The following is a 12,814-nucleotide window of genomic DNA, read 5'->3' on the forward strand; positions in this document are numbered from 1 at the left end:
TGCGTTGTTAAGCGGGGGCGGGGAGGGCGGGTCAGGACACGGCGCCGGCGTTGACCAGGCCCACCGAGATCGCGATGGCGCCGAGCAGGCCGCCGAAGGCTGAATTGTCGGCTTCGATCTGTTCGGAGGCCATTTTCAGCAGGCGCGTGGTGACGTAGTACACCAGCACCTGGACCAGCATGGCGCCGGCCGCCCAGGCCAGGAACTGATAGTAGTCGCGGGTATGCAGCATGGCCGAGCAGATCGTCAGCGAAAAACCGATCAGGGCGCCGCCCAGCGCCAGCGCGGCGGCGTGGTTGCCGCCGCGGATCAGGGCCACTTCGTCGTAAGGCGTCATGCGCGTGTAGATGACAAAAAACGCCATCACCAGCGCAACCGCTGTTGCAAGGTAGAGCAGATAGTTTAGGATGGCGGGCACGAAGTTTCCCCCTGAAAGATGGTCGTATTGGCAGCGCACGACGATCTTAGAGCAAAAAAGACCAGATGACCAAAAGAATTTTGATACTGTCCGTGTTTGTGGTGGCCTCCTGCGGGCTGGCCTACGAACTCATTGCCGGCGCCTTGTCGAGCTATTTGCTGGGCGATTCGATCCTCCAGTTCTCCACCATCATCGGTTGCTACCTGTTCGCGATGGGCGTGGGGGCGCACTTTTCCAAGTACGTGGCCGAAGAGGATGTGCTGTCGCGCTTTATCGACATCGAGCTGGCCGTGGGCCTGGTCGGCGGCGTCTCGGCGGCGCTGCTGTTCATGACGTTTTCGTGGATGACGGCGCCCTTTCGCACCCTCTTGTATGTGCTGGTGTTCATGGTCGGCGCCCTGGTCGGGATGGAAGTGCCGCTGGTGATGCGCGCCCTGAACGCGCGCGACACCGCCTTCAATGACCTGGTCAGCCGCGTGCTGACGTTCGACTACCTGGGCGCGCTGGCGGTGTCGCTGCTGTTCCCGCTGGTGCTGGCGCCCTACGTGGGGCTGGTGCGCACCGGCTTCTTGTTCGGCATGCTCAATGTCGGCGTCGCCTTCTGGACCCTGTACGCGTTCCGCGCCGAACTGAGCGACGTCGGCGGGCGCGTGCTGCGCGCCTCGTTCGTCATGTTCGCGCTGGTGATCGGCTTTGCCCTGTCGGACCGCATGGTGCAGTGGGGCGAGCATGGCCTGTTCGGCGACCAGATCCTGTACTCCACCAACACCCCGTACCAGCGCCTGGTGATCACGCGCTGGAAGGACGACACGCGCCTGTACATCAACGGCAACCTGCAGTTTTCTTCGCGCGACGAATACCGCTACCACGAAGCGCTGGTCCATCCGGCGCTGCAAGCCTTGCCGTGGGCGCGCAAGGTGCTGGTGCTCGGCGGCGGCGACGGCCTGGCGCTGCGCGAAGTGCTGCGCTACCCGAACGTCAGGCAGGTCACCGTGGTCGACCTGGACCCGGCCATGACGCAGGCCTTCACCACCCGCCCGGAGCTGGTCAAGCTTAATGGCGGCGCGTTCTCCGACCCGCGCGTGAAGGTCATCAACGCCGACGCCGCGATCTGGCTGCAAAACACGGACGAGATGTTCGACGCGGCCATCGTCGACTTCCCCGATCCGTCCAGCTTCGCGCTCGGCAAGCTGTATTCGGTGCCGTTCTACGGCATGCTGCAAAAACACGTGGCGGCCAAGGGGCTGATGGTGGTGCAATCGACCTCGCCCTTCTTTGCGCCGCACGCCTACTGGACCATCGACGCCACCCTGCGCGAGGTCGGCATGCGCACCTGGCCGTACCATGCCTACGTGCCCTCGTTCGGCGAATGGGGCTTCATCATGGCCTCGCCCGAGCATGACTATGTGCCGCCGACCAGCTACCGGCTGCCGATGCGCTACCTGAACGAAGCGACCACGCGCGAGATGTTCGCCTTCCCGCCCGACATGCAGCGCCTGGACATGGCGCCGAACCGGCTCAATACGCAGTCGCTGGTGCACGAATTCGGCCAGGACTGGCGCCGGGTGATCCGCTGATGGACCGGCGCACCTTTTTGGCGCTGGCCGGCGGCGCGGGAGCCGCGGCGGCCAGCGCGGGGTTGTTCCGGCAATGGCTGGAAATGACGCCGGCCGTGCATTCTCCGGGCCGCGCCGAAGGCCATTTCTTGCGCGAGGGCGGCGCGCTGCCGGCGCCAGGCCAGGTGATCGAGACTGACATCGTCATCCTCGGCTCGGGCATCGCCGGCCTGAGCGCGGCCTGGAAGCTCGGGCGCGAAGGCCAGCGCAAGGTCCTGATGATCGACGGTCCGCAGCCGTTCGGCAACGCCGCCGGCGGCCATTTTGGCGAACTGGCGTATCCGACCGGGGGCTATTACCTGCCGCTGCCGTCGCCCGAATCGGTGCATGTGCGCGACATCCTGTTCGACCTCGGGATCATTGCGCGCGACCCGTACGGCGAAAAGCCTTACTACGACGAGCGCGTCATCCTGCATGGTCCCGCGGAGCGCGTGTTGTTCAACGGCCGCTGGCAGGAAGGCTTGATTCCGACCGACGGCGTGAGCGCGCAAGAGCGCGCCGAGCACGCACGTTTTTTCGCCGAGGTCGAGCGCCTGCGCACACTGCGCGGCAGCGACGGACAGCGCGCGTTCGTGTTCCCGAGCGTGTCCTCGTCGCGCGACCCGGCCTTCGACCCGCTCGACCGCATCACGTTCAAGGCGTGGCTGGACCAGCAGGGCTACCGCTCGCCGACCCTGCTCTGGTACCTGAACTACTGCTGCCGCGACGACTACGGCACCCGTTACGACCAGGTGTCGGCATGGGCCGGGCTGCATTATTTTGCCAGCCGCGGCGGACAGGCGGCCAACGCCGGCAACGGCGCCTGGCTGACCTGGCCGGGCGGGATGCAGGCCGTCGCCGACAAGCTGGCCGCCGCGTCGGGCGTGCGGCGCCGCCCCGGCAGCGCCGTCTCGCTCAAGCGCAGCGGGGCGGGCGGGGTTGGCGTAGAAGCGCTGTGCTTCACGCTCGACGGCGGCGTGGCGCGCAGCTATCTGGTACGGGCGCGCAAGGCGATTTGCGCGATGCCGCTGTACGTGGCAGCGCGCGTGGTCGAGGACATCGGCGCCTATGGCTTCGACCCGAAACGCCACACCCCATCGTACGCGCCATGGCTGGTGGCGAACTTCCTCATGAAGGATTTCCCGCGCGAGCTGCCGCACGCGCCGCTGGCCTGGGACAACGTGGTGTGCCAGGAGCCGGGCCTGGGCTACGTGGTCTCTACCCACCAGGATATCCGCGTCACGCCGCCCGGGAAGACCGTGTTTTCGGCCTACGTGGCGCTGTCGGACCGCACGCCCGCGGCGGCGCGTAAATGGATGATGAGCGCCAGCGGCGCCGAACTGGTGGCGCTGGCCGGCGCCGACCTGGCCAGCGCCTACGGCTGGAAGTTCGCGGCCTGCGTCGAGCGGGTCGAGATTACCCTGCGCGGGCATGCGATGGCGGCGCCGCTGCCCGGCTTTCGCAGCAATGCGGGCCTGGCGGCGTTGCGCGAAGCGGATGGACCGATCGTGTTCGCGCACGCCGACCTGTCGGGCTTTTCGGTGTTCGAGGAGGCCGCGTGGTGGGGCGTGCAAGCCGCGCTGAAGGTGTTGAAATAGGCGCTTACTGCTCGCTGTTTACTGATAAGTGGCGACGATGCGCTGCCAGGCCGGATCGTTCTTGAGTTTCTTGAGCACCGGCGCGACTTTGTCGAAAGCGGCGGCCTGGCTGCGCGGCGCCAGCATGCGCCGTTCGGTGGGCGCGCTGGCCAGGGTGACCAGGTGCAGCCTGGCCGTCATGCCGTTCGCGCGCATGAAGTAGCGCGCCATCGATTCTGCCACGACGACGCAGTCGAGCCGGCCAAGCAGCAGCTTTTCGAGGTTTTTCTCGTCGCTCGGCCCTTCGCTGCGCAGCATGCGCGAGCTGTCCAGCCAGGCGTCGATGCCGGGATAGTGGTAGCCGCGCGTGATGCCGACCGAGGCGCCCACCAGGCCGGCCGGCGCGTCCGGGCTGACCGGCTTTGCCGCCAGCGACACCAGCGCGTAACGGTCGGTGGCGAAGGGTACCGACCACAGGTATTTTTTCTGCTCCACGTCGTCGAACCATTCCGGCATCATGCCGATCACCATGCCGTCGATGCTGCCGTCTTCCAGCTTGACCTGCAGGCGCTTGCGCGGCATGTAGCGCAGCCGGAAAGTGAAGGTGCCCAGCTTGCGCTCGTTCAGGTAGTCGATCAGGTCCGGATACATGCCGCGCCCGTCGGCCAGCATCAGCGGCGCGAAACTGGCGCTGGTGTAGACGGTGACCTCCTGGGCCGGCGCGCTGTTTGCCAGCAGCAGCGCGCACAGGACCGCCAGCGCCGCGACCGGGTTTTTCATGATGTCGATACCGTCTGGTCGCGCTTGAGGGCGTGCACTTCGGCGTCGAGCGTGGCCAGGAACAGGTCGCGTTCACCGTCGACGATGCGGTCGACCCGCTCTTCGTCCATGCCGAGCGCTTCGAGCACGAAGGCGGACAGTTGCAGGCTCGCCTCCAGCGTTTCGGGCACGACGATGGTGGCGCCGGCGCGTTTGAGCGCGCGCGCATGCTGTTCGTCGCGCGAGCGCACCAGGAGCGGCACGTCGGGAAATTCGCGCCGGATGCCGCGCACCGCGTGCAGGGCCGACGCCGGATGGTCCATCGTGAGCACGATCGCGGGCGACTCGCCGGCGTTCACGTGGCGCAGCAGCTCGGCGCGCGCGGCATTGCCGAAGTAGACCGGCAAGCCCTGGCCGTGCATCTTGGTGGCCAGGCGCGCATCGTTTTCAAACGCGATGTAGCCGATGCCTTCGGCGGTGAGCAGCTTGGCCAGTTGCTGGCCGACGCGCCCGAAACCGGCGATGATGATGTGGCCGCGCGCGGCGCTAAGGGCCGCCTGGTCGGGCGTGGCCGCTTGCTCGTCGCCGCGCGGCTCCCAGCGCGTGCCGATTTCGCGCCCGAGGCGCGCCAGCATGGGCGTGACGAACAGGGACAGGCCCACGGCGAGCATGACGCGCGCGCCCAGGTCGGCGTCGACCAGTTTGCTGGCAGTGGCGTAGCCGATCACGATGAAGGCGAATTCGCCGCCCTGGCCGAGCAGCAGGCCGCCTTCGAGCGCGCGTCCCCAGCTCAAGCCGCCGATGCGGAACAGCACGGCGATCACCAGCGCCTTGATGGCGATCAGGCCGAACACGGCGGCGGCCAGCCACAGCGGCGCATCGATGACCTGGCGCGCGTCCATGCCCATGCCGACCGTCATGAAGAACAGGCCCATCAACAAGCCCTTGAAAGGCTCGACCATCAGCTCGACTTCGTGCTTGAATTCGGTTTCGGCCAGCAGCAGGCCGGCGATCAGGGCGCCGAGCGCCATCGACAGGCCGGCCGCCGCGCTCAGGCCGGCGATGCCGAGGGTCGTGAGCAGCACCAGCGCCATGAACACGTCGGGCTGGCGATGGCGCGTGAAGATGCGGAACAAGGGATGGATCAGGCGCCCGCCGACCAGGTAGATCAGGGCGATGGCGGCGGCCGCCTTGACCATGGTGATGGCCACCAGCGAGACGATGCCGTCGGACTCGCCCTTGGCCATGACGCCGATCAGGATCAGCAGCGGCACCACGGCCAGGTCTTGCAGCATGAGGATGGAAAAACCGGCCTGGCCGAGCGGGGTGTTGGTGCTGTGCTGCTCGTTCATCAGTTGCATGACCACGGCGGTCGAGGAGAGCGAGAGCACCATGCCGAGGATGACAGCGCTCTCCGTGCGGTAGCCGAGCAGCCAGATGGCCGTGCCGAGCAGGCCGGCGCTGATGCAGACCTGGGCCGTGCCGGCGCCGAACACCCAGCGCCGCAGCGACCACAGGCGGGCGGCTGACAGTTCCAGGCCGATCATGAACATCAGGAACATGACGCCCAGCTCGGCCAGCGCGACCACGCCTTCGGCGCGCGGGAAGGTGAGGTAGGCCAGCCAGGGATGGGTGTCGGCGAACAGGCCGAGGCCGAACGGGCCGAGCAGGGCGCCCACGGCCAGGAATCCGAGCACCTGGTTGATGCGCAGGCGTTGCAGGGTGGGAATCAGGATGCCCGCCAACGAGAGGAACAGGAGGATTTCCCGCAGGAAGGGGAAGGCGTGTTGCTCTTGCACGGGGTGGGGCCTGTCGTGTGGTTGGTCGCGCTTGCCATTTTATAACAGGGGGTGCGGCGTGGCGGGCGTTTATGCCTGTGGCCGGCCGAAAGATGGGCCGCCGCGCACGGTCGCCCTTGGCGCGGCTGCGCCGCATGCCGGTCAGCGGCTTGGCTTTGCCTTGCGACCGCGCAATAGCTTGATTGTATCCGCGAGGCAAGATGATGGACCTGCCGCCTGATCGGAGTGTCTGTATGAAGCCTTCGTTTTTTGCCGTCCGCACCAATTACCCCAGCCGCGCGTCCAGCGACCGCAGCGCGCTGTACAAGGCGATCGGCTGGGATGCCCTGATCGGCGTGACGGCGTACCAGAATACCTGCGCCACCCGGATCAGCCTGGCGCTGGTGCGCGCGGGCATGCGCCTGCCGGGTCGCCTGGCCATTCTCAAGGGCGAGTACAAGGGCAGCCTGGTCGAACCCGGCCATGCGCGCCTGTCGATCCTGCTGCAACGCCGTAACCTGCTCGGCCTGCCGGAAATTTATCGCGGCGGCCAGGCGCGCCAGGCCATCGGCAAGCGCAGCGGGATCGTGTCGTTCTGGCGCATCCAGGACGGCGACGGGCCGGACGAAGGCCATATCGATATCGTTTATCCGGACCCGAACGCGGACGGCAGCCCGGCCTGCGGCACCGAATGCTACTGGCAAGCCCAGGAAATCTGGTTCTGGCCGCTCGATTAGCCGGCCTGGCCCGGCCCGGACAGGCCCGGACAGGCCCGGCCAGGCCAAGCCCAGCCTTGCGCTTTGTTCAGCTCGCTTGCTGGCGCCTCCCGGTCTCGGCTTGCCGGCGCGTATCGGTGCAGTGAATCGGCTGCGCCAGTTCGATATTGTCGCCGCGCGCCTGTTCGCCACGCAGCTGCAAAAAGCGGGTGAGCGCGTCGTCCAGGCCCGGCATGAGCATGCCGCGCTCGGTGTGCAGCGCGCTGTAGGCCGGGCGCGGGGCCAGGTAGCGGCAGGCGGCCCCCGGCTGCGCTTCGAGCCGGCTGGCGTCGACCCCGGCCTGGCGCGCCGCCTTGCCGGCCAGCTCGGCCCAGGTGAGCGGGTCGCCGTTGGTCAGGTGCCACAGCCCGCTTTCCTTGTCGATGGCCAGGTCGAGGCAGGCGTTGACCAGGTCGGGCACGTAGGTCGGCGTGACCGTGATGTCGCTGGCGGCCGCGAACGGGGCGCCGCTTTCCAGGCTGGCCAGCGCCTGGGTCACGAAATTGTGGCTGTCCCAGGGGCCGAAGAAGGAGCTGGTGCGCACCACCAGCGCCCCCGGTTGCCGCTCGAGGACGGCGCGCTCGGCGGCGGCCTTGCTTTTGCCGTAGATATTGATCGGCGTGACGTTGTCGCTTTCCACGTACGGGCATTGCTGGCGGCCGTCGAACACCAGGTCGCTGGAAAAGGTGGTCAGGTGCACCCGGTGGCGCGCGCAGGCGGCGGCAAGCACCGCCGGGCCGGCCACGTTGTCGCGAAAGCAGCGTTCGACATCGTTCTCGGCTTCGTCCACCCGCACGTAGCCGCTGGCGTTGATGACGGCCCAGGGCTGGTAGCGCTGCATGGCGCGCTCCACCGAGACGGGGTCGGCGATGTCCATTTGCTGGCGGCTGAGCAACCGGTAAGCCAGGTTGCGGCGCGCGCAGATGCGGGCGAAGGCGCGCCCCAGGGTGCCGGTGGCGCCGGCGATCAGGATCGGGGCGGACGCCGTGCCGACCAGGCTGTGCCCGTCGGCCGTGATCGAGGTCGGCGCTTCGGGCGTGGCCACGGGCGGGCACAGGCAGCGCCCGGCGCGCCGCCACCAGCCCTGGCCGCGCAGCACCGGATGGGTGGGCGCGAGCCCGGCGGCCAGTTCGCGCATCATGGCCGCCAGCGCGGTGGGACGCGGCAGCGGCGAGCGCACGTCGAACGGCCCCGGTTCGTAGTAGCCACGGCAGGCGGTCACCAGGCAGTTCCAGTCGAACGAGCCGAGCAAGGCCCAAACGGTGACGGCGCGCAGGTCGACTCCGTTGCGCCGCGCTTGTTGCCCGGCTTCCCATACTTCCAGCAGCCAGCGCAGCTGGTCTTCGCGGTTGGCGTCGATGTGCGCTTCGGTCACCGCCAGCGCAATGCCGTAGCGGTCCCAGATTTCTTGCAGGAGCGGGCCGATGCCGGGCGTGGGCGTGGCCAGGGCGCGCGCGGTTTCGATGTCGGCGCAGGGCACGCCATTGGCGTCGCCGCGAAAATGCGCCGGGTAGCGCTCGACCCGGTGGTCGAGCCAGCGCTCGCTGGTGACGTAGTAATTGACGCCGATGATGTCGGGCGGACAGGGATTGTCGCGGAACCAGAGCAGCCCGGCCGGATCGGCCCCGTGGCCGGTCAGGTAGCCCCACAAGGCGTGTCCGGGGTCGACTTTGCCGCACAGCAGGTCCCAGGCCAGCCAGCGCCGCTCGTTGTAGAAGGTGGCGCAGCGGGCCATGGCGGGGGTGCTGTAGGTTTTGCCGAGGTCGTCGGTCTGGATCAGGCGGGCCTGCGGGTTGACCCGCCGGATGGCGCGCATCGCCAGCACGGTGGCGCGGCACTGGATCAGCAGCGCGCGCAGGAAACTGCAGTCGTCGCGGCCGTGCGGGTACCACAGCCCGTACAGGCCGGAAAAACGCGCCGTGGTCAGCGGTTCGTTGACCGGGGTGTAGTCGGTGATCCACGGGTAGCGCGCGGCCACGGCGCCGGCGTATTCCGCCAGCCCGGTGGCGAAGGCCGGGTCGGTCAGGCAAGTATGGCGCGGGCCGCTGCCGTGGTGTACCAGCCCGGCGATGGGGGTGACGCCGGCCTCGCGCAAGGCTTGCAGGCGCTGGTCGCACCAGCGCCAGTCGGCGCTGGCCAGGCCGTCGGGCGCCACCCGCTCCCACAGCAGCGGGTAGCGGATCTGGCTGATCCCCAGTGAGGCAAAGCGGGCCACGTCGTCGGCGCGGCCGTGATGTCCATTCCTTTCCAACTGGCTGAAGTAGTTTTCGCGCACGCGGTTGAGCGTGCATTCGAGCCCGCCCCAGAGGGCAAGCGGCTGGCATGCTGCATCGCTGTCAGTTGTTTGCATAGGGTCACTCATAACATTTAAGCAATCTGGAAAATTAGATATCCGGCGCCGTGGAAAAGTTCAGTTTGTTGATGCGCGAGCCTGGCCGCGATGGCAAAAAACAACGCGAAATTGCTGGCGGATAGGAAATTTTTGTTAACGGTGTACAAAGATGATATGGATCAATGATATGATTCGCTATCAATTACGTAACAACAGTTACTCTTAATCCAACAATTCAGGATATTCATGAAATTCACAACACTTCTGAGCGGCTTGTTCGCCGCCGCCATGCTCGTCAGCGGCGCAGCCCGCGCTGAACTCGTTACCAATGGCAGCTTCGAAATCAACAAGTCGTCCGGTTCGTGGCAGCAATTCAACGCAGTCAACGGCTGGACCTCGAGCAACGGCGTTTTCGAAATCCAAAAAGGCGCCAAGCAGGGCGGCGAGTCCGGTTTCAATCCGTACGCAGCCAATGGCCGCCAGTACCTGGAACTGAACAGCACCGGCCTGAGCTCGGTGTGGCAAATGATCGACACCTCGACAGCCGGCCTGTACTCGGTCTCGTTCGCCTACTCGGGTCGTCCGGACACCGCCGGCGGCGCCAACAGCGCGATGAATGTGTACTGGGGCGACACCAAGTTGAACGATTCGCTGCTGATGGGCGGCACCAATGGCCAGTGGAACTTCTTCAACATCACCGACCTGGTCGCCACCAGCGCGCTGACCAAGCTGCGTTTTGAATCGGTTGGCCCGAGCTCGTCGCCGACCTACGGTTCCTACCTCGATGCCGTGTCGGTCGAAGTGACCCCGGTACCGGAGCCGGAAACCTACGCCCTGTTCCTGTTGGGCCTGGCAGTAGTCGGTTTCACCACCCGCCGCAACAAAAAAGCGTAACTCACGCCTCCAAGGTTTCCGGCGCTCAACAGCGCCAAACCGGGGTCAGAGCTTTAATTAGAAATGTTTCTAATTAAAGCTCTGACCCCGGTTGTCGTTCGCTTGTCGTTTTTGTTGCTGTATGATGCGTACCGACTTCCTCCGCCTTTTTCGCAGTGCCCCCACCTAACAGAGAATTCGCATGAAAACCTTCATTCCAGGCAAAGACGCCGCCCTCGAATCCACCATCGACACCATGCAGGCCAAGCTGGCCGCGCGCGGTTTTAATCTGAACGAGTCGTCGTTGCTGCATGAGGTCGACGGCATCTGGTCGACCCATATGAAGGATAACGATTGTCCGATGCTGTTTTCGAACGGTAAGGGCGCGACCGAGCTGGCCGCGCGCGCCAGTGCCTACGGTGAATTCTTCGAACGCCTCGGCACCCACTATTTCTGGACCCACTTTCACCTCGGCGAAACACGTGCCAATCGTCCTTTCGTGCATTATCCGCAGGAGCGCTGGTTCAAGCCGGGGCCGGACGGCGCCTGGCCGGCCGAGATGCTTAATCCGGAACTGCACGCCTTTTATAATCCCGACAGCGAAATCGATGCCGAGGTGCTGGTCGACTTGAACTCGGGTAACGTCGAACGCGGTATCTGCGCGCTGCCATACAAGCGCTTGCGTGACGATAGCGAAACTTTTATTCCGGTTAATATCATCGGCAACCTGTATGTCAGCAACGGCATGGCCGCTGGCAATACGATGATGGAAGCGCGCAGCCAGGCGTTGTCCGAAATTTTCGAGCGCCAGATCAAGTACCGCATCATCAGCGAAGGCTTGTGCCTGCCGGAAGTGCCGGACGAGGTGTTGGCGCGCTTTCCGAACATCAAGGCCGGCATCGATGGCTTGCGCCGCGCCGGTTTCGGCATCCTGGTCAAGGATGCTTCGCTCGGCGGCAAGTATCCGGTGATGAATGTGACCCTGGTGCATCCGAAAGACCAGGGCGTGTTCTCCAGCTACGGCGCGCACCCGCGCTTCGAGATCGCGCTGGAACGCGCCATGACCGAATTGCTGCAGGGCCGCGCGCTCGATTCGCTGGAAGGCTTCCCGGAACCCGGTTTCGACATGAGCGAGATCAACGCCGTGGCTAACCTGGAAATCCATTTCGTCGATTCGAGCGGTGTGATCAGCTGGAATTTCATGGGCGACACGCCGGATTACCCGTTTGTCGACTGGAACTTCAGCACCACCACGGAAGAAGATTACAACTGGCTGGTCGATTGCATCCATGGCGAAGGCAAGGATATCTACGTGGCCGATTTCAGCGAGCAGGGCGCGTACAGCTGCCGCATCCTGGTGCCGGGCTTCTCCGAAATTTATCCGGTGGAAGACCTGGAGTGGGAAAACAACAGTATCGGCAACCTGATCCGTCCAAAGCTGGTGCGCCTCGATACCCTGAGCGCGGAAGAATGCGCAGCCTTGCTGGAAGACTTGCAGACCATGAACGTGAACGACGAGCGTCCGCTGTGGGAAATCCTGGGCCTGGCCATTCCGCTCGGCACGCCGTGGAAGCAGTTGCGCATCGGCGAACTGAAAACGCTGCTGGCGCTGGCGGTGGGCGATCAGGACGGCATCCTCGAAGGTTGCGACTGGATCCACCACTTCAAGGACCTGGCCCCGGCGCGCCGCCTCGTGTACCGCTGCATCGAGAGCATGCTCAACGTGGAAGACGTGGATAACTACCGCCGTTCGATGGTCTTGCTGTACGGCGAAGACACCGTGCGCCAGGCCGCGGCCTTGCTCGACCGTAGCGAGCGTTTCTTCGGGCTGGACACGCTCGGCGCCGACATGCAGGGCAGCGCCATGCACCAGACTTTGCTGGCCGCCTACGACAAGCTGTTCGTGTAAATCGTCAGCGCCAACGAAAAACGCCGCCGGGTTGATCGCCCGGCGGCGTTTTTTTTCGTCCTGGGATGAGCGGGACCGCAGTCCCGTCTGGCAGCCTGTCGGACTTGGGGAGTCGAAGCGAAAAAAGAGCTGGGCGAGGCAAGATTTTGACAATTTCGCAGTGCCAATAGCGAGCTATTGGCCGAGAAAGTGGCGAAATATGGACCGTCCCAGGTATTTTTGCAGCCGACGATCCCAAGTTCGACAGGCTGCTAGTCATCAGTCCTTCAGGTCGGCCGGCACCTTGCCGCCGTTAGCCGCCAGCTTGTTCATGACCTGGCGGTGCAGCCAGATATTCATCGACGCCGAATCGCTGGTGTCGCCGGTGAAGTGGAGCTCGGCCGCCAGTTGCTTGCGCGACTGCAGGCTGCTGTCCAGGTTCAACAGTTTCAGCAGGTCGACGATGGAGGTGCGCCAGTTCAGGCTCTGGCTCTGTGGCATGCCGTTGAGAATGGCTTCCACATCGACCTGGTCCAATGCCGCCGCCGGTGCGGCAGCTGGCGCCGCTGCGGGTGCGGCCGGGGCCGCGCCTGCGGCTGGTGCCGCCGGGTTGGCGCCAGGCTGGACGGCCGGGTGCGACGAAGGGAAGATTTTGTGGAAAATATTGCTGAGAATGCCCATGTAATACCTCTTTTTTTGTTGGTGAATGAATCGAAACGGATTAAGTAAGTGTGCAGAAATTATTGTGATTTATAGCGAACAGAAGCGGATGCCTTGCAAGGCGCACGCCGCGACGCAGTGCGAGCACTGCTAGCGGTGGGCAACACAGCAAGGCGCCG

10 protein-coding genes are annotated in these 12,814 nt (G+C 65.2%); 5 read left to right on the top strand and 5 right to left on the bottom strand.

Annotated elements, in window-relative coordinates:
* Positions 1-31: 31 nt before the first annotated feature.
* On the bottom strand, positions 32-418 hold the full coding sequence (locus F0185_RS17985) for a DUF350 domain-containing protein (RefSeq protein WP_167226671.1): 387 nt from the start codon (positions 416-418) through the stop codon (positions 32-34).
* Positions 419-483: 65 nt separating this feature from the next.
* Between F0185_RS17985 and F0185_RS17990 the strand changes: the two genes are divergently transcribed.
* Both F0185_RS17990 and F0185_RS17995 read left to right on the top strand, forming a co-directional pair.
* Entirely contained in the window at positions 484-1,995 is a 1,512-nt protein-coding gene (locus tag F0185_RS17990) for a polyamine aminopropyltransferase (RefSeq protein ID WP_167226673.1), read from the top strand.
* Positions 1,995-3,611 carry an NAD(P)-binding protein gene (locus F0185_RS17995; RefSeq protein WP_167226675.1) on the top strand — a complete coding sequence of 539 codons (1,617 nt, stop codon included), beginning with the start codon at positions 1,995-1,997 and terminating at the stop codon, positions 3,609-3,611. The genes F0185_RS17990 and F0185_RS17995 overlap by 1 nt, the downstream gene beginning before the upstream one ends.
* Positions 3,612-3,629: 18 nt before the next feature.
* Here the strand turns inward: F0185_RS17995 and F0185_RS18000 are convergent, their stop codons facing one another.
* Together F0185_RS18000 and F0185_RS18005 are read right to left on the bottom strand one after the other, a co-directional pair.
* Positions 3,630-4,370, bottom strand: coding sequence for a substrate-binding periplasmic protein (locus F0185_RS18000; RefSeq protein ID WP_167226677.1), 741 nt, complete (start codon positions 4,368-4,370; stop codon positions 3,630-3,632).
* Complete coding sequence (locus F0185_RS18005) at positions 4,367-6,148, bottom strand: cation:proton antiporter domain-containing protein (RefSeq protein WP_167226679.1); 1,782 nt, start codon at positions 6,146-6,148, stop codon at positions 4,367-4,369. The genes F0185_RS18000 and F0185_RS18005 overlap by 4 nt, the downstream gene beginning before the upstream one ends.
* A 233-nt stretch (positions 6,149-6,381) precedes the next feature.
* On the opposite strand from F0185_RS18005, the gene F0185_RS18010 reads away from it, so the two are divergent.
* Complete coding sequence (locus tag F0185_RS18010; RefSeq protein WP_167226681.1) at positions 6,382-6,864, top strand: T6SS effector amidase Tae4 family protein; 483 nt, start codon at positions 6,382-6,384, stop codon at positions 6,862-6,864.
* Positions 6,865-6,931: 67 nt separating this feature from the next.
* Here the strand turns inward: F0185_RS18010 and F0185_RS18015 are convergent, their stop codons facing one another.
* On the bottom strand, positions 6,932-9,232 hold the full coding sequence (locus F0185_RS18015; RefSeq protein WP_167226683.1) for a sugar nucleotide-binding protein: 2,301 nt from the start codon (positions 9,230-9,232) through the stop codon (positions 6,932-6,934).
* Between the two features lie 228 nt (positions 9,233-9,460).
* On the opposite strand from F0185_RS18015, the gene F0185_RS18020 reads away from it, so the two are divergent.
* Complete coding sequence (locus tag F0185_RS18020) at positions 9,461-10,108, top strand: DUF642 domain-containing protein (RefSeq protein WP_167226811.1); 648 nt, start codon at positions 9,461-9,463, stop codon at positions 10,106-10,108.
* A 181-nt stretch (positions 10,109-10,289) separates the two neighbouring features.
* Positions 10,290-11,996 carry a 30S ribosomal protein S12 methylthiotransferase accessory factor YcaO gene (ycaO, locus tag F0185_RS18025; RefSeq protein WP_167226685.1) on the top strand — a complete coding sequence of 569 codons (1,707 nt, stop codon included), beginning with the start codon at positions 10,290-10,292 and terminating at the stop codon, positions 11,994-11,996.
* A 258-nt stretch (positions 11,997-12,254) separates the two neighbouring features.
* Here ycaO and F0185_RS18030 read toward each other — a convergent pair whose 3' ends face one another.
* A complete protein-coding gene (locus F0185_RS18030) occupies positions 12,255-12,656 on the bottom strand; it encodes a DUF3597 domain-containing protein (protein ID WP_167226687.1) in 402 nt (133 codons plus the stop codon).
* Between the last annotated feature and the right edge of the window lie 158 nt (positions 12,657-12,814).

Source organism: Massilia rubra (assembly GCF_011682065.1).
GTDB lineage: Bacteria > Pseudomonadota > Gammaproteobacteria > Burkholderiales > Burkholderiaceae_D > Telluria_A > Telluria_A rubra.